The following is an 18051-nucleotide window of genomic DNA, read 5'->3' on the forward strand; positions in this document are numbered from 1 at the left end:
GCATTTTGCAGCTTTCCGCCTCCTGAAACCACTCTAAATCACTCCTGTCATTGATTTTTTTCCTCGGGTGTATTATAGTTTGCTCAGAAGCAAATGTAAAAAGTATTATTAATATCGTAAACATATTAAAATCATATCACAGGATGGAGACAATACATGATCACTTACGACTACTACCGGATCTTTTATTATGTAGCCCAGTATAAGAGCTTTACCAAGGCGGCAAGAGCTCTTCACAACAACCAGCCAAATATCACCCGCTGTATGAACAACCTGGAGCAGGAGCTGAAATGTACGCTCTTTCTCCGCTCCAACAAAGGAATCGCACTTACACCGGAAGGCCGCCAGCTTTATGAACACGTTGCCCTGGCTTTTGAGCAGCTGTCCATCGGCGAGGAGGAAATCCGCCAGAACGGAGAGCTGGAGCATGGTCTGGTTTCCATCGGCGCCAGCGAAAATGCCCTGCGTCTGATCCTTCTGGAAAAGCTGGAGCTGTTCCGCGAGCAATATCCCCATGTTCGCCTGCGCCTCTTTAACCATTCTACTCCTCAGGCAGTACAGGCACTGAAAAATTATGCGGTGGATTTCGCTATTGTCACCACTCCGATCTCCATCCGCAAACCTTTACAGAAAAAAAGTCTCCTGCGTTACCGGGAGATCCTTGTATGCGGAAGCAAATATAAGGATCTGACCACTGCCCCTATCAGCATCCATGAGCTTCAGGATCTGCCCTTTGTAGGTCTTGCGGAAGGGACCAGCACCAGAGAAATGTATATGAATTACTTTATGGAAAACCGTGTTTCTTTTCATCCTGACATCGAGGCAGCAACTACAGACCAGGTCCTTCCCATGATCGTCCACAATCTGGGAATCGGCTTTTACCCCGAGCCCCTTGCACGGGAAGTGATCAATGACGGGAAGATTTTTGCCCTTCAGCTTAAGGAGCCGCTCCCTCAGAGAGAGGTCTGCTTAGTCACAAACAGCAGTACTGCCATGAGTACTGCTGTCAAAAAAGCTATTGAATTTATTGTGTAAATCCCTGAGGCGGATCAGCCATTTATATTTATTGCTCCACTGTCCGCTCAATATGCATGGCAAGATAACCGATCTCGATAGGGTCCAGCTTTTTCCCAAGGCTTTTGCCCAGACTCTCGCAGACATCCTCTGCGATTCTGTAGGATTCCGGATATTTTTCTTCTATATATTCATTCATATCCAGCTTCAGTGTCTCCCCTGTGGAGACACGGGCTACCATATATTTGATATGGTTCATCATACGGTTGTAGGACAGGGAGATCACATCGATCTTTCTTCCTGTGGCCATCTCGATCATGGCGATGCATTCCCGTACCGTTCTTGCTGTCTGCATGGCAACAGACACCTTTTCATCTCCAAGTGCTGAGTGAATATGAAGTGCCACATATCCCACCTCATGCTCGTCGATCTCAATATCCATCCGCTCCTTCAGGATCTTCTTCAATCTCTCCGCCACCTTGAATTCGCTGTAAAAAAGCACCTTGATATCATCCGTCAGAGGATTGCTGATCTGCTCATGATTCCGGATACGTCCCACTGCAAAGGAAATATGATCAGCAAGGGGAAACAGGATCCTTCTGTCTATGGTATCCCCAAAGGTCTTCTCAGCTTCTCTCAATATCTCATCTGCGATCTCCAGAAATTCCGGTGCTACGCTCTTTGCCAGTTCTTTTGCTGAGCCACGTTCTGTCTCCTGAGCCAGCCTGTAAATAGTACAGTCTGCCGGAGCCTCAAAACGCTGGCTGACCTTCTTTCCAAATCCCACACCTTTTCCCAGAAGTACATATTCCTGGTTTTCTTCCATATTTATGGCAATGATGCCATTATTGTTCAATACCTTGCTCACTCTGTACATCTTTTTCCCCACCATTTTTATATATCCTGCTGCTTTTCCACATTCCACCACCGTCTGCCCCGGATTTTCAGTCGACATTTTTGTCTGCAGCTGTTGATTTTCTTTATCGTAACAGAATCTTTCTTTTGTGTAAAGCCCTTCTGACAGACAGTTATTTTCTTTGCCACAGGAAAAGCGCGCCCGGGCATTAGGCGCGCTTTTCACAAAACCAATCTTCTATATTATTGCTGAAAAATTTCCTATTCTTCCACAGTCTCTACTGCGAACAGAGGCTCTCCTGCCTTAATCTCTCCATTGGCAAGAAGGCGTACTCTCTGATTATCCTCGATCTCTGTGCAAAGGATCGGAGAACATAAGGACGGAGCGTTTTCTGTAAGATACGGGATGTCAATCTTCATCAACGGCTCGCCTTTTTTTACATGCTGTCCCTGCTCTACCAGGATCTCAAAGCCTTTTCCTTCCAGCTTTACCGTGTCAATGCCGATATGGAGGAGCATAGGAAGATCTGTATCTGTCTGGAATCCGATGGCATGCTTTGTGTCAAAAATAAACTCTACCTCGCCGTCTTCCGGAGCACAGATCACCGGGTCCTTCGGTGTGACTACAGCACCCTCTCCCATCATTCCTTCCGCAAAGCCTTCATCCGGCGCTGTGGAAAGGTCTGCAGCGATACCGGTTACCGGGCTGTAGACAATCACTGTTCTGAGAACCTTTTTCTCCGGCTGCGTGATGGCTTCGGATGTCGGAGCTGTGTTCTGAGCAGCCTCACCTGTACTTTCTGCTGTACGCTCTGTATCAGACTGAGCCTGATTTTCCGCATTGTCTGTTTCTTTCTCATTTGCACCTTCAAAATATTCATTCGGCGCTGTCTCCAGATAATCCTCCAGCTTGGATTTGATCACAGTTACCTGCGGACCGTAGATGATCTGCACGCCCTGGCCTTTTTTCACGATTCCTCTGGAGCCTGTTGTTTTCAGAATGTCGTCGTTAACTCTTGCTGCATCATGGACGGTGATACGGAGTCTTGTTGCACAGCAGTCCACATCACTGATGTTTTTCTTTCCGCCAAGACCGGCTGTGATGGCTTCACTTACCGGATCTGCGGATGTGCTTCCTGCTGCTTCACCGGCTTTTCCGGCTTCTTTTCTTGCGTTTACATCTGCTTTTGTATAAAGCTTTGTTTCTGTGTCGTCATCCTCACGTCCCGGAGTCTTGAAGTTGAACTTTTTGATCAGGAAGGTGAAGATCACATAATAGAGAATAAAGTAAATGATACCTACCGGGATAATCCTGAGCCAGCTTGTCTTTGCATTTCCCTGAAGGATCCCGAACAGGAACAGATCAAGGAAACCGCCGGAAAAGGTAAGTCCTACTGCAATGTTCAGCATATGTGCGATCATATAAGCCGCGCCTGCAAGAACAACCTGTACCGCAAACAATGCAGGAGCTACAAACAGGAAAGAGAACTCCAGTGGCTCTGTGATTCCTGTAAGCATACATGCAAGGGCTGCGGAAAGAAGAAGTCCGCCTGCTGCTTTTTTCTTCTCAGGCTTTGCACAGCGGTACATGGCAAGAGCTGCTCCCGGAAGACCGAAGATCATGAAAATGAACTCTCCGGAAAAATATCTTGTTGCATCTGCGCTGAAATGCGCTACATTTGCGGAATCTGCAAGCTGGGCGAAAAAGATATTCTGTCCGCCCTGTACCATCTGGCCTGCAACCTCCATAGTCCCGCCAACGGCTGTCTGCCAGAATGGCATATAAAATACGTGATGAAGTCCGAAGGGGATCAGCGCACGTTTGATAATACCGAAGATCAGAGTTCCGATATAGCCGCTGCCTGTTACAAGCCCCCCCAGAGCATAAATACCGTTCTGGACTGCCGGCCATACGAAATACATCAGGATTCCCACAAACATATATACAATGGTGGAAATGATGGGCACAAATCTGGAACCGCCGAAGAAGGAAAGTGCGTTTGGAAGCACGATCTTATGAAAACGGTTATGCAAAGCCGCAACACCAAGGCCGACGATGATACCGCCAAACACACCCATCTGTAAGGACTGAATGCCGCAGACAGAGGTTACAGTACCTTCCAGAACGCTTTTTGCGATCTGTCCGTCTGCTGTGATCTTACCATTTACTACCAGCATACCATTGATGGCTACATTCATAACGAAGTAAGCGATCAGTGCAGAAAGAGCTGCTACCTCCTTCTCTTTTTTTGCCATACCGATGGCCACACCTACTGCAAAGATCAGCGGCAGGTTATCAAATACCGCGCTTCCGACTTTGTTCATAATGATCAGGAGTGCATGTAAAATTGTTCCGTCTCCCAGAATCTTCTGAAGTCCGTAGGTTGCAATGGTTGTTTCATTTGTGAAGGAACTGCCGAATCCAAGAAGCAGGCCTGCCACAGGAAGGATTGCTATGGGAAGCATAAAGGAACGTCCCACTCGCTGCAAAACTCCGAAAATCTTGTCTTTCATGTTTTCTCTCCTTTTCTTTCGACGTTTTGGAGCGGGAGTCTTTTAAGTGGGCAACAAAAAAAGACACCAACCCCCATAAACGTCAAATAATAACATTTATGACTGGTTAATGCCTGCTTATCAGTTACACACCAAATCTGAAGTACACTATACGGGTTTTGTTCTTCTGTGTCAAGGAGTAATTTGATTTTTTCCCAAAAAGATATCTCCTCATATCACTATCCGCTCCGTTGCCAGCAATCCCTCGCGGAATATTACCTGTGAACAGCAGCCATATAGCTTCTATTCTCAGAAAGTATGCAGAAACGAAACAGACCTGAAATTCACTTATCTTGACTTTATTCTTACTTATGATAAGATGAACATAGAATGTCCGGCAGCAATGTTTTTTGCCCAGACAACACTATACATTTCATAAAAACGGAGGTACTTTTCCGATGAATACCATCAAGAAATTCATCCACTACTACGGCCCGTACAAAGCGGTCTTTTTTATTGACCTGATCTGTGCAGCCGTTATCAGTCTGGTAGATCTTGCTTATCCCCAGATTCTTCGTACTATGACAAAAACTCTCTTTACACAGGATAAGGATATGATTCTTCATGCCCTCCCTGTGATTGCAGCTTCTCTTTTTGTTATGTACATTGTGCAAAGTCTCTGCAAATATTATGTAACCTATCAGGGACATATGATGGGTGCAAAGATGGAACGTGATATGCGCCGGGAGCTTTTTGACCATTACCAGGAGCTGTCTTTTTCCTATTACAGCAGGAATAATTCCGGTCAGATGATGAGCAAGCTGGTCAGTGACCTTTTTGACATTTCCGAGTTTGCACATCATGGTCCTGAGAATCTTTTTATCTCTCTGGTAAAGATCGTCGGTGCTTTTATCTTCCTGTTCTTTATCAACAAGAAGCTTGCACTGCCGCTGATCCTCCTGGTGATCGTGATGTTTGTGTTTTCCTTCCGCCAGAATGCAAAAATGCAGGAAACCTTCATGGAAAACCGTCGTAAGATCGGAGATGTAAATGCCAGTCTTCAGGATACGCTTTCCGGAATCCGCGTGGTGCAGTCCTTCGCAAACGAGGACATCGAACGTGCCAAATTTAAGAAAAGCAACGAAGCGTTCCTTGTTTCCAAAAGAGATAATTATCACTGCATGGGAAGCTTCATGAGTTCCAATCTTTTCTTCCAGGGCATGATGTACCTGGTAACTCTTGTTTACGGCGGCTATCTGATCGCTCAGGGTGAAATGCAGACTGCAGATCTTGCCATGTATGCCCTGTATATCGGAATCTTTATCAGCCCCATCCAGATCCTGGTGGAACTTGTGGAAATGATGCAGAAGGGTCTTTCCGGTTTCCGCCGTTTCCTGGATGTGATGGAAACAGAATCCGAGATCAGGAATGCAGACAACGCTGCGGAGCTTACGGACGTAAAAGGACATGTGCGTTACGACCATGTTTCTTTTCATTACAGCGATGATGAAACTCCTGTGCTTTCCGATATCTCTATTGATATCCCGGCAGGAAAATCCATTGCCCTGGTAGGACCTTCCGGAAGCGGAAAAACCACGATCTGCTCTCTCCTGCCCAGATTTTATGATGTGACCGACGGTTCCATTACTGTAGACGGAAAGGATATCCGCGGGCTGACTCTTAAGAGCCTTCGAAGCCAGATCGGTATGGTACAGCAGGATGTCTATCTTTTTGATGGAACCATCAAGGATAATATTGCCTACGGAAAGCCCGGAGCTTCCGATGAAGAGATCATCAAAGCCGCCAAATGTGCGAGTATCCATGACTTTATCATGGAGCTTCCGGATAAATACGACACTTATGTCGGAGAACGTGGCACACGCCTTTCCGGCGGACAGAAGCAGCGGATCTCCATTGCACGTGTATTCCTTAAGAATCCTCCGATCCTGATCCTGGATGAGGCCACCAGCGCTCTGGATAACGAAAGCGAACGTTGGATTCAGAAGAGTCTGGAGGAACTTTCAAAAAATCGTACTACCATTACGATCGCGCACCGGCTTTCTACGATCCGTGATGCGGATGAGATCATTGTGATCACGGAGGAGGGTATCGCCGAAAGAGGCACTCATGCTGAACTGCTTGAGAAGAATGGATTGTATGCTGCATATTACAATATGTAGAAAGATACGAGGGAGGCGCTTCGCTGTCCCACTGAGATTTTTATAGGGCAAAATAAAAGGCTGCTGTATACCTTATCAATAGTGATATAGATATATAGCAGTCTTTTTATTTGTCAATTACTATCTTTTCAAAAAATTCAATCAAAGATTACAGCAGATAAACCGGAAGCTCGTCTTTAATTCCTACTGGCTGGTTGTTGTCCGGCTCATCTTTCTTTGGGGTGAGGAATTTGGCCTGGAGTTCGTCGGCGTTTCCTCCGCTGATCACGTTCTGGGCTACAGTTCCTGTTGTTTCTGCTGCAGCTGTTTTCTTTGCTGCGGTTTTACGTGCTGTTGTTTTTCTGGTAGTGGTTTTCTTTGCTGTTGTTTTTGTTGCGGCTGCTTTCTTTGCTGTGGTCTTCTTTGCAGGAGCTTTGGCTGCTGTTTTCTTTGCTGTAGTTTTTTCTGCCGCTTTTTCAGCTGTTTCAGCTTTTACCTCTGACGGCTTCTCTGCTGCTTTAACCTCAGCCTCTTTTACCTCTGTTTTTGTTTCTGTTTTGGATGCTTTTTCTGCATTTACTGCTCTTGCGATGCTTGCTTTACCTACTGACACGATTCATTACCTCCTCTGCCAATGCTATGTACTCTTTTGCGCTGCGGCTGCTTTTTTTGAACTCCACAACTGGTTCACTGCTGTCCTGGGACCATTCGATGGAGCTGTCTACACGGATAAAAGATTCGAAAAGATAGATTCCTTCCATTTCTTTCAGTGTTTCCATAGTCTGTTTGAAATAATTCTTTCTGGCATCTGCCTTGGTTACTACGATTCCCAAAACCTTTAAATCCGGAGCGATCTCCCTGACTTCATTGAGGAAATCAAACATATTTGCAAGACCAAACATACCCCACGGACTTGCCTCTACCGGAACAAGAACATAATCGGATGCACATAAAATATTCATCACCCAGCCGCCAAGAGTAGGCGGTGCATCAATGAGAATGTAATCGTACACTCCGGAATCTTTAACCTTCTGCAGACATTTCCGCAGGATAAACTCTCTCTGCCATTTTGTAAAAAGCTCATATTCCACGGAGCTCATCAGCGTAGACGACGGAACCAGATCCAGATTCTCATACTTCGTATGCACGATAAAATCGCTGAGATCCGACTGATGACCGATAGCATAGTAGAGATTCTTTTCCCCTGCTGCCATCTCAAGCACTTCTTCCTCCGAAAAAAAAGAAAGGGAAAGATTCAGCTGCATATCACCGTCTACCATCAGTACCTTCTTACCCATGCCGGCCAGTGCCGCTCCCACATTGGAACAGCTGGTGGACTTTCCGCTGCCGCCCTTATTATTTGCAAAACAGATCGTTACTGTATTTCCCATTACAGCCTCCCGACAACATAATTTCGTATTTTCTGTCACTTGCCCTTATTATAATATAACGTTCTCCTAAAAACAAGCACATCCCCCATAAAACCACGAAAACCGACAAAATAACCTCACATAAAACAACAGTATATACACCCAAAAACAGCAGGTTCCGGATCACTCCGAAAACCTGCTGTCCTGATTCGCTGACTATTATTATTTTACGATAAAAGATTTTCTCTTGCTGACAACATCGAAGATAACCGCTGCCAGAAGAACCATACCTTTAACAACCTTCTGGATATTCTGGTCAATACCCATGATACTCATGCCAAGATTCAGAACACCCATCAGAAGTGCACCAATGATAACACCAGGAACTGTACCGGTACCACCATAAGCAGAAGCACCACCAATAAGTCAATCACAGTCCTTCTCCTGTATGTTTTTCCTTACTGCTCGAATCTGCCCTTCATCTTCACTTCCTGCTCCCACACAGCGACCTTGCCGCGGGCAAACAGGCTGTTGATGTTGAGATTCTCATCCAGTACCAGAAGGTCTGCGTCTGCGCCTTCCGCTACACAGCCCTTGATTCCTTCTTTGCCAAGGAGTACGGCCGGAGTGCTGGTCAGAAGCTGTAAGGCATCCTCCAGCGGCATGCCCTCTCTTACCAGGATCTGGATGGTACGGTGCAGATACTTCGGGGACGCGTAGGTCAGGCCAATGCACTCGCCCTCTTCGTTGAAGCGCGGCTGGCTTCCGAACGCGTCACTGGACATGGTTACATGATCCAGGCTCACATCTTCGCGGTGCAACAGCTCATAGAGCTTCAGAGCATCGGATTCGACCTCCACATCATCGGCGCCGGCGGTGCAGTCAATGTAGCCGCCACGGCGCACCAGATCCGCGCCGGCATCAATCAGTCCAGGATTGCGTAAGATGTGGGTCGGCAGCAGGTTCTTGGCTGGAACGTCGGAATGATCCAGCACATAGAAAATCGGATCCAGTCTTCCCTCTCCGTCACCCATGTGCATGGTTACCAGGCCAGGGGTATTGCTGAGTAAGCCGGCTCTGCGCGCTGCAGTAGCCAGCGCGATCAGCTCTTCTCCGCCTGGGTTGGAGCTTCTGTGGTCCGATACCGCTACCTTCACACCGATCATCGGTGGAACCAGGATGATATCGCGCTCTACACTTCCGGTCAGGGTGGTCGGCGGGTAACCATAGGAACTGGTCAGAGTGTACACGGTCATGCCCTCTTCGGTCAGGGCGCGAGCTTTTGCGACCAGATTTTCCACACTGCGGGTTACGCCATCGGTTCCCAGAAGTCCGACTACCGTGGTAATACCATTTTTGAAGAATTCACTGAGCTGGGATTCCGGTACACGGGATGCCGGCCCCTGCTCTCCGCCGCCGCCTGTGATATGCACGTGCATGTCAATGTAAGCCGGAACAACGGTCTTTCCCTCCAGATCATAGGTTTCCACTCCCGGAAGTCCCTCATATCCCTCAATAGTATCCTGCATCAGAAGGATTTTTTCCCCCTCAATAAGGATATCTTTCTTTCCCAGTTTCTCCGGTGCGTACACATTCGCGTTTTTCAGTAACTTGATCATAATGTCAATTCTCCTGTCTCTTTCTTTTCCGCTTTTCTATTTCAAAGCTTCTGTCAGTCTGTCTCAAAGGTGCCTTTTACCAGTGCTTTTCCATACTCCACCATTTTCTGTCCACGGACAAATACCGTATCTACCAGAAATTCCTCATCCAGGATCACAAGATCCGCGTCGCTGCCCGGACGGATGCAGCCCTTTTTCGGGAATAATCCGTTGGCTCTGGCCGGGTTCTCCCCGCAGATGCGGATGGCTTTTTCCACCGGAACCCCTGCCTTTACAGCATCACGCACTTCCTCATGCAGGGAAGAAAGCCGTGTAACCAGAAGCTTTGCGCCGCCCCCGCCAATCACATGAACATGCTGGTCCACATAACCAGGAATTACCATTTTTCCATCTGCAGAAACAACTTCCACCGGAGCAGAAAGTTCCGGTGGATCGATGTGTTCTGCCACAGAAAATACTTTTTCATCTACGATCAGGATATCACGGATTCCTTTTGGATCCGGATCATACAGATTCGCGTTTTTAATCAAAAGCACTCTGGACATCGTATTTAGTTCTCCTTTTTCTTCTCATCATCGAGCTTGGCAATACCAAATCCGGTAAAGCCCCAGATGATTGCAAAAATCCAGCCGGTGTAGCACAGGATTGCCCATGGAAGGTAATCCAAAGTCTCTACGCCAAGGGTGGAAGCCATGTAAGCACCTGCTGCGGACCACGGGATCAGCGGTACAACTACGGTACCGGCATCCTCAAGGGTTCTGGACAGGTTCTTTGCCGCAAGCCCGCGCTCTTTGTAAGCGTCACGGAACATCTCGCCCGGAATCAGAATGGCAAGGTAAGAGTTACCGGTGGTCAGTGCCATGGTAATGCAGGCTGCAACGGTTGCGGTGATCAGCGCACCGGTACTCTTTGCCACGCTTAAGATCTTCTGGAGTACCACATCCAGACAGCCAGCCCGGCTCATGATACCTGCGAAGCAGAATGCGCAGAATACCAGAAGTGTGGTGCTCATAATGCCGTTCATACCGCCGCGGTTTAACAGCTTGGTTACGGCCTCGGAACAGGTCTCGGTGTCAAATCCTGCACGGTGGATCATGGATACATCAAAACCGTTTACGGTTGCCTTTAACACATCTCCTAACGCTACGTGCTGAATGAAGACACTCTCCAAGCCTGCTACAAAAGTAGAAAGAAGCATAACCGGAATGGTTGGCTTCTGAAGCAGGGAGCCGCCCAGCACGATCACTACCGGAATGATGATCAGCAGGTTCCAGCTGTACATGGAAGAAAGCTGGCTTAATAAAGTAGTAACGGTGTCAGAAGTAATATCTGCGCTTACATCTGCGTTCATACCAACAATGGCATATACCACCAGGGAAACGATGGTTGCTGGGACAGTGGTGTAGAACATATGTCCGATATGCTCATACAGTGTGCTGCCTGCCGCGATCGGAGCCAGGTTTGTGGTATCGGACAGCGGAGACATCTTGTCACCAAAGTAGGAACCTGCGATGCAGGCGCCTGCAGTAGCCGGAAGGGATACGCCAAGGGCGCTTGCGATTCCCATCAGGGCAACACCCATGGTTGCAACGGAACCCCAGGAGGTACCGGTAACAACCGAAACCACTGCCTCGATCAGGAACGCGGTAACCAGCATGAATTTCGGGTTTACGATCTGGACGCCGTAATAAATCATCATCGGAATGGTACCGGATGCCATCCAGGTACCAACCATAGCGCCAACACATACAAGAATCAGGATGGCAGGCATGCCCTTTGCGATCTTGGTGCAGATCTCATCCATCATCTCATCCCAGGTAATGCCTACACGGAACGCGATAAATGCTGCGATTGCAGCTACCATGATCAGAAGCGGCTCTGTGCTGTAGCCGAATACGCCTTTTCCGATGGTAAGGATCAGGAGCATTGCGACGATCGGTGTGATCGATTCCGCAAAAGTGGGCAGACGTTTGGCCCGTTCTTTCTTTTCTTTCATTTGTAGTTTCTCCTTTTAGCCTCCTTCGTGACAGTTTCACATTTTATCACGGCAGAGTATTAAGATTTGGACTTATTATATCAGAAAAGATAACGGGCAACAACTAAAACTTTATATTTTTTTATTTTCTTGTTACACGGGAGTTTGACACATTGAAATTCAAAAAAGTACCGCAAAGCCTTGAAACAGGCTTATTTTTTTGTCAAATTTTTATTTTTATTATATAGTAATATTTAGTGATATGTACTATAACAGTGGAAGCGGTAATTATTGTGCGTATAACAACATCAAAATCAAAAAATTCCGAGTCCTTTTATATCACTCAGTCCTATACAAATCCGGTTATTAAACCGCGCTTTGAAAGGAACTTATACTACAGAACAATTGCTCCATATTTTAAAAGACATAAAATTTGCAGATGTAGAAGAACAGGGTTTCATGCCGGTATATGAACGTCAGAAAATCACTGACGATCTCCACGAAACCTGTGGATTCAGAACAGACTATCAATTCATAACAAAACGGAAAATGAAAGGAATTCAGAAAAAAAGTAAGCGGAGATAAAACATTACTATGTTTCGTGTATGCAGATAAAAGTGCCACACCCCTTGTATTTGAAGGGCACTGAAAAACTTCCATTTCTTCTTAAGTGGAAGTTTTTCTTTTATATTATTTTCAAATCTTTACTTAGGAAAATCATAAAAAGCTATGGTTTACTCCATAGCCAGCTCATCTAATCTTACTATTCGTTTTACATTTGCTGTAAATGCCGTAAAATACATTTGCAGATGCATAGCAAATAAACCTCTCGAATCTGCTTTACGCAAACCGTGAGCTTCCTTTAGTTCTCCATTCTTTTCTTCTATCCTGTGCCGAATCTTCATTCGCTCCTGAAAATATTCGCTTTCTTCAAATTTAAGCCTTTCAAGATTTTTCTCGCTTGCTTGCGTGATACTGTAGCTTCTTGTTTTAGCGTTTGATCTTCCTACACGGCATTTTTCTCTTTGGGGACATTTCCGACACGTTACTTTGCTAAATATATATCTTAAATAAGTATTCCCATTTTTTGCCGTTCTTTTTTCTACACGCGTGGAAAGCTCTCCGGCAGGACACTGCAGCATCCCAGCATCTTTATTAAAGCAGAAACCTTCCTCAAGGTTCCCGTTTGCTGCAGCAGCTACTGCTGTATTGGTTCTGGCAATCAATGTAATCTCTTTTCCGCAGACTTCCAGATTGTCATCACTGACATATGCCATATCGCCTATAACTTCTGTAACTTTTATTCCATTTTCCTTCGCGTTTTCTATCAGTTTTGGTAATTCCTGCCCATCTGGTGCTCCTCCATCTGTTACAGTGATCCCCGCAATGAGACGTTCTTCAGTCATCGCAAGATGATTCTTATATCCATAGAACGTACTGGTTGCCGTTTTATGTCCAAACCGTGCATCTTTATCATCTTTGGATCGGATCTCTTTGAGCCGCTCATCTTCTAGTAGTTCTTTCATTTCATGAGAAAGTTTCTGTATCTTTTTATTTCCACAGGATTTTATTCCTTCCTCCAGAACCTGGAGTAGTTCCCTAGTATAGGCAATTTCTTCATCCAGTCCTGCTTCCAAAGAGGGTTTCTCAGGAAATCGCTCTGATAATTCAAAAGCTGTTTTATAAACCTCTTTCCGAAGTTGTTTGCTCATATCCCGCAGAATCTGCGTTGGAGATTTTGCCCAGACAGAAGCAATTGTATGGGTGGAATCAACGATAATGGTTCCCGATTTGATCAGATTTTTATCCAAAGCCTGTTGAATGGTTTCTTTTAACATTTCTTCCAGAATATCTTCTGTAATACGAGTTTTTCTGAATTTTGTGAGAAGACTGGGATCTATCATTTTTGCTTCTGGTTCCAGGTCAAGGAAAAATTTATATGCCATGTCCGTCTGGGCGCTGCTAATCAGGGCTTCGTCAGAAAGATCGTACAGTTTTTTCAGGAAAAGCAGTTTAAACATCATTTCTGGTTCCTTTGCCGGGCGACCGAAATTTTCACAAAAAAGCCCAATTCTTTTTTAGAATCAGACTTTTTCAGTGCCCTTTTAAATATGGTTTTGATTTGGTTTTGTAGCATAAAAAAATCTCCTTGTAGTTGTATTTGCATCGTGCAGATGCTTCTTTAACTACAAGGGCCGCTCTCACTACTTCTAAAAACCAATCAGTAGTGAGAGCGGCCGCACATTTGAGTTGAAGTGTCAACCCCTATTTAGGGAAAAACTAAAAAAGAGGTTAGACCTCATGTATAAGATCTAACCTTGAAAATTAACTAAATGACATTGACCAGTGAACAGTAACAAAATAACCTTACATAAAACAACAGTATATACACCCAAAAACAGCAGGTTCCGGATCACTCCGAAAACCTGCTGTCCTGATTCGCTGACTATTATTATTTTACGATAAAAGATTTTCTCTTGCTGACAACATCGAAGATAACCGCTGCCAGAAGAACCATACCTTTAACAACCTTCTGGATATTCTGGTCAATACCCATGATACTCATACCAAGATTCAGAACACCCATCAGAAGTGCACCAATGATAACACCAGGAACTGTACCGGTACCACCATAAGCAGAAGCACCACCAATAAAACAAGCACCGATCGCATCCATCTCAAAGTTTGTACCAGCCTGCGGGTTGGAAGAATTCAATCTGGCCATTGTCACCATACCTGCGATAGCAGCCAGAAGACCCATGTTCAAGTAAGCAAGGAAATAAACTTTGTTCGTATCAATACCGGAAAGCTTTGTTGCCTTCTCATTACCACCAACTGCGTAGAAATAACGGCCTGTTGTAGTCTTGGAAGCAATGTATGTATAGATTGCGATGATCACTGCAACCCAGAGAAGAGAATTCGGGATACCTTTGTACTGAGCAAGTCTGAACATGAATGCAAGAACAACTACACAGATCAGAACCATCTTCACTGCAACACCACCGAAAGACTCAACACTGTAGCCTTTTTTTGCACGGTCTGCACGGTTTTTCATAACAAGTGCAACATAGACGATGCAGACAATAATGCCAACTACGAAACATGTTCTGTTAAATCCTTCACCTCCACCAAGGAAGTCCGGAATATAGTTATTGAACAGAGCCAGATAAGCATCCGGCATCGGGGCCAGGGTCTGTCCTTCCAGAACTACGTTGGAAAGGCCACGAAAAGCAAGCATACCTGCCAGAGTAACAATAAATGGAGGAATTCGTACATAAGCGATCCAGAATCCCTGCCATGCACCAATGGCAATACCCACAAGAAGCATCACGATCATAGTGAGATACGGGTTCATACTGTTGAGAACCATCATCTTACCACCGACAGCAGCAACAAAGCATACAACAGAACCAACTGACAGATCGATGTTACCACCTGTTAAAATACAGAACAGCATACCGGTTGCAAGAATAAATACATATGCATTCTGGGCTACCAGGTTATTTACATTCTGCGGAAGAAGCATAACGCCCTTTGTGTTCACAGAAAACATGATCACAACAAATACCAGAACAATGACCATGGTATATTTTTTTAATATTTCTGAAAAACTAATCTTTTTCTCCATCTTCTTACTCTCCTTTACCTGACTTCACGATCCTGGACATGATCAGCTCAGATGTAGCTTCCTCACCACTTACCTCTCCTACGAATCTGCCCTCGTTCATGATATAGATTCTGTCTGACATTCCAAGCACTTCCGGAAGCTCAGAAGAGATCATGATCACAGATTTTCCTGCTGCGACCAGGTCATTGATGATACAGTAGATTTCATATTTGGCTCCTACGTCAATACCTCTTGTAGGTTCATCCAAGATCAGAATATCCGGCTCTGCAAACATCCATTTTGCAAGAAGGACCTTCTGCTGATTACCACCGCTCAGGTTTCCGACATTCTGCTCAACTGTCGGACACTTGGTTTTCAGTTTCTTCCTGTATTCCTCAGCAACTGCGTATTCTTTATCCGTATCGATCACTTTTCCATTACTGATACCAGACATGTTTGCAAGCGTAGTGTTCATCTTTATGGACTTGGAAAGGATCAGCCCGTTTCCTTTTCGATCCTCTGTAACATAAGCAAGCTTGTTGTCGATGGCTTCCTGAACTGTATTCAGCTTCACTTCTTTTCCGTTCATGAACACCTGTCCAGAAATTTTAGTTCCATAGCTCTTGCCAAAAATACTCATAGCCAGTTCTGTACGTCCTGCTCCCATCAGTCCTGAAATACCGACAACCTCTCCTTTATGTACTTTAAAGGATACGTTATTTACCACCTTACGTTCTGTATACAGCGGATGATAAACATTCCAGTTTTTAATCTCCATGGAAACATCGCCGATCTTTACATTTGGACGTTTCGGGAACCGATCTGTCATCTCACGTCCAACCATTCCCTGAATGATCCTCTGCTCAGAAAAATCGTCTTTCTTTTTATCCAGTGTTTCAATGGTAGATCCATCTCGGATAACTGTGATCTTATCTGCTACATAGGAGATTTCATTTAATTTATGGGAAATGATGATAGAGGTCATTCCCTGCTTCTTGAATTTCAGAAGAAGATCCAGAAGAGCTTTGGAGTCATCTTCATTCAGTGATGCGGTAGGCTCATCCAGAATGAGCAGCTTTGCATTCTTTGCAAGTGCCTTTGCGATCTCAACCAACTGCTGCTTACCTACACCAATATCCTTGATCAAAGTTCTGGAGGATTCCTCCAGTCCTACTATTTTCAAATATTTATCTGCTTCTCCATAAGTTTCATTCCAGTTAATGGAAAAGCTTTTGCCTCTTTCATTACCCAGATACATGTTCTCCCCGATGGTCATGTACGGGATCAGAGCAAGTTCCTGGTGGATGATTACAATTCCTTTATGTTCACTGTCTTTGATAGTGTTAAACTTACAGATCTCACCATCATAAATAATATTTCCTTCATACGAACCGTACGGATAAATACCACTTAATACATTCATCAATGTAGATTTACCGGCACCGTTTTCACCTACCAGTGCGTGGATCTCGCCTTCCTCGACCTGGAGATTAACATTATCCAGTGCCTTTACACCTGGGAAAGTTTTGGTGATATTTTTCATTTCCAGAAGTATCTTAGCCAACTCAATTTCCCTCCCTTTCCACTGTTCATGCAGGCGGTTATATTCCCCGCCTGCATGTGATAAATTTCTTTCTTAAAAATTCTGATTATTTGATCTGATCCTCTGTGTAGTATCCGGAGTCGATCAGGATCTCTTTGTAGTTATCTGTTGTAACAACAACCGGATCGCAAAGGTATGTCGGGATGACACCGGTTCCGTTATCATAGGATTTTGTATCGTTCACTTCCGGCTCCTCACCTTTCATGATGGAGTCAACCATTTTTACTACTGCAGATGCAAGAGCTCTTGTATCTTTGAATACAGACATTGCCTGTTTTCCGGCTACAAGGTTCTTAACGTTTGGTGTGTCACAGTCCTGACCAGTAATGATCGGATATTCTCCTGTGTAGGAAGCTGCCAGTGCATTCTCAACACCAAGGGCTGTGGAATCGTTGGAGCAGAGAACTGCGTCAAGGTTTGTTCCGTCAGAGTAGTTACCTGCGATGATAGTATCCATTCTATCCTGTGCTTTTGCACTGTCCCAGTTAGCTGTAGCAACCTGCTCGAACTCTGTCTGACCGGATTTTACTACCAGCTTACCGTCATCGATGTATTTCTGGAGAACATCCATTGCACCACCGAAGAAGAAGTTACAGTTGTTATCGCCAGGATCTCCTGTGAACAGCTCAATATTGAATGGTCCGTCCTGATTGTCAAGATCCAGTGCATCTACCAGGTACTCGCCCTGTTTCTGACCTACTTTGTAGTTATCAAATGTTGCATAATAGGTTACTGCATCGGAATTCATAAGAAGACGGTCATAAGAGATAACCGGAATTCCTTTTTCTTTGGCCTGTTTCAGAGGCTCGCCAAGGCTGCTTCCATCGATGGATGCCACAACCAGAAGGTCACATCCGTTTGCTACCTGGTTCTCAAGCTGGGAAACCTGTGTGCTTACATCATTGGATGCATACTGAAGGTCTACCTCATATCCTGCTGCCTCCAGCTCTTTCTTCATGTTATCGCCATCCTGGTTCCATCTCTGGAGATCCTTGGTCGGCATGGTAACACCGATCAGTTTCTTGTCTGCTGCCTGTGCTGTTGCTGCCGGAACTACCACCATACCAGCTACCATTGTTGCGCAAAGAAGTGCAGATACCATTTTTCTTTTCATTGTAAAATCCTCCGTTTCATTATTTGTTTTTGGAATCACGTTTCCTTTGATGATGTTACTATAACACAGGACTGTCTGGACATAGTTGGCAAGGACAGAGACATTTTTTTGCAAAAGAAAAATGCCCTGCATCAGGCAAGACATTTTTGCACCAAAAATCTGCTATTGATTTTTGTCATAATTGTGTATTATTGCGCATATGGATACACTGCCACATTACTTGCAGAATTTCACTGCCACAT

General features: G+C 45.1%; 12 protein-coding genes and 3 pseudogenes. 3 read left to right on the plus strand and 12 right to left on the minus strand.

What is annotated here, in order from left to right; genetic code table 11:
* Positions 1-156 precede the first annotated feature (156 nt).
* The gene (locus NQ489_RS14855) at positions 157-1035 is read left to right on the plus strand and encodes a LysR family transcriptional regulator (protein WP_015526026.1); all 879 of its coding nucleotides are present in this window, start codon (positions 157-159) and stop codon (positions 1033-1035) included.
* 28 nt (positions 1036-1063) lie between these two features.
* On the opposite strand, the gene NQ489_RS14860 is transcribed toward NQ489_RS14855, so the two are convergent.
* Together NQ489_RS14860 and NQ489_RS14865 are read right to left on the minus strand one after the other, a co-directional pair.
* The gene (locus tag NQ489_RS14860) at positions 1064-1891 is read right to left on the minus strand and encodes a PRD domain-containing protein (RefSeq protein WP_044960757.1); all 828 of its coding nucleotides are present in this window, start codon (positions 1889-1891) and stop codon (positions 1064-1066) included.
* 239 nt (positions 1892-2130) lie between these two features.
* Positions 2131-4383, minus strand: coding sequence for a PTS transporter subunit IIABC (locus tag NQ489_RS14865; protein WP_021650452.1), 2253 nt, complete (start codon positions 4381-4383; stop codon positions 2131-2133).
* Positions 4384-4820: 437 nt separating this feature from the next.
* On the opposite strand from NQ489_RS14865, the gene NQ489_RS14870 reads away from it, so the two are divergent.
* The gene (locus NQ489_RS14870; protein ID WP_021650454.1) at positions 4821-6542 is read left to right on the plus strand and encodes an ABC transporter ATP-binding protein; all 1722 of its coding nucleotides are present in this window, start codon (positions 4821-4823) and stop codon (positions 6540-6542) included.
* A 148-nt stretch (positions 6543-6690) separates the two neighbouring features.
* On the opposite strand, the gene NQ489_RS14875 is transcribed toward NQ489_RS14870, so the two are convergent.
* The 6 genes and pseudogenes from NQ489_RS14875 to nhaC all read right to left on the minus strand — a co-directional run bounded on the left by NQ489_RS14875 (position 6691) and on the right by nhaC (position 11506).
* Entirely contained in the window at positions 6691-7134 is a 444-nt protein-coding gene (locus NQ489_RS14875) for a hypothetical protein (RefSeq protein WP_021650455.1), read from the minus strand.
* Complete coding sequence (locus tag NQ489_RS14880) at positions 7121-7912, minus strand: ParA family protein (RefSeq protein WP_015526030.1); 792 nt, start codon at positions 7910-7912, stop codon at positions 7121-7123. Before NQ489_RS14880 ends, NQ489_RS14875 begins: the two co-directional genes overlap by 14 nt.
* Positions 7913-8113: 201 nt before the next feature.
* A pseudogene (locus tag NQ489_RS14885) lies at positions 8114-8314 on the minus strand (sugar ABC transporter permease); the annotation flags it as partial.
* Positions 8315-8349: 35 nt separating this feature from the next.
* Positions 8350-9510, minus strand: a complete 1161-nt coding sequence (iadA, locus tag NQ489_RS14890) for a beta-aspartyl-peptidase (protein ID WP_015526031.1) — start codon at positions 9508-9510, stop codon at positions 8350-8352.
* Between the two features lie 53 nt (positions 9511-9563).
* Positions 9564-10055 (minus strand): amidohydrolase family protein, encoded by a 492-nt coding sequence (locus tag NQ489_RS14895; RefSeq protein WP_015526032.1) that lies wholly within the window; start codon positions 10053-10055, stop codon positions 9564-9566.
* A 5-nt stretch (positions 10056-10060) separates the two neighbouring features.
* Positions 10061-11506, minus strand: a complete 1446-nt coding sequence (gene nhaC / locus NQ489_RS14900) for a Na+/H+ antiporter NhaC (RefSeq protein ID WP_015526033.1) — start codon at positions 11504-11506, stop codon at positions 10061-10063.
* A gap of 336 nt (positions 11507-11842) precedes the next feature.
* Between nhaC and NQ489_RS18000 the strand changes: the two are divergent.
* Positions 11843-12070: pseudogene (locus NQ489_RS18000) on the plus strand (IS1634 family transposase); the annotation flags it as partial.
* 149 nt (positions 12071-12219) lie between these two features.
* Here the strand turns inward: NQ489_RS18000 and NQ489_RS14905 are convergent.
* The 4 genes and pseudogenes from NQ489_RS14905 to chvE all read right to left on the minus strand — a co-directional run.
* Positions 12220-13548, minus strand: a pseudogene (locus NQ489_RS14905) (IS1182 family transposase); the annotation flags it as partial.
* A gap of 389 nt (positions 13549-13937) precedes the next feature.
* On the minus strand, positions 13938-15113 hold the full coding sequence (gene mmsB, locus NQ489_RS14910) for a multiple monosaccharide ABC transporter permease (protein ID WP_092070224.1): 1176 nt from the start codon (positions 15111-15113) through the stop codon (positions 13938-13940).
* A gap of 4 nt (positions 15114-15117) precedes the next feature.
* On the minus strand, positions 15118-16656 hold the full coding sequence (mmsA, locus tag NQ489_RS14915) for a multiple monosaccharide ABC transporter ATP-binding protein (RefSeq protein ID WP_044960730.1): 1539 nt from the start codon (positions 16654-16656) through the stop codon (positions 15118-15120).
* An 85-nt stretch (positions 16657-16741) separates the two neighbouring features.
* On the minus strand, positions 16742-17770 hold the full coding sequence (gene chvE, locus NQ489_RS14920) for a multiple monosaccharide ABC transporter substrate-binding protein (protein ID WP_227588556.1): 1029 nt from the start codon (positions 17768-17770) through the stop codon (positions 16742-16744).
* Positions 17771-18051 lie beyond the last annotated feature (281 nt).

Origin of the sequence: Blautia sp. KLE_1732_HM_1032, from assembly GCF_025147905.1 — a bacterium.
Taxonomy (GTDB): Bacteria; Bacillota; Clostridia; order Lachnospirales; family Lachnospiraceae; genus Blautia_A; species Blautia_A fusiformis.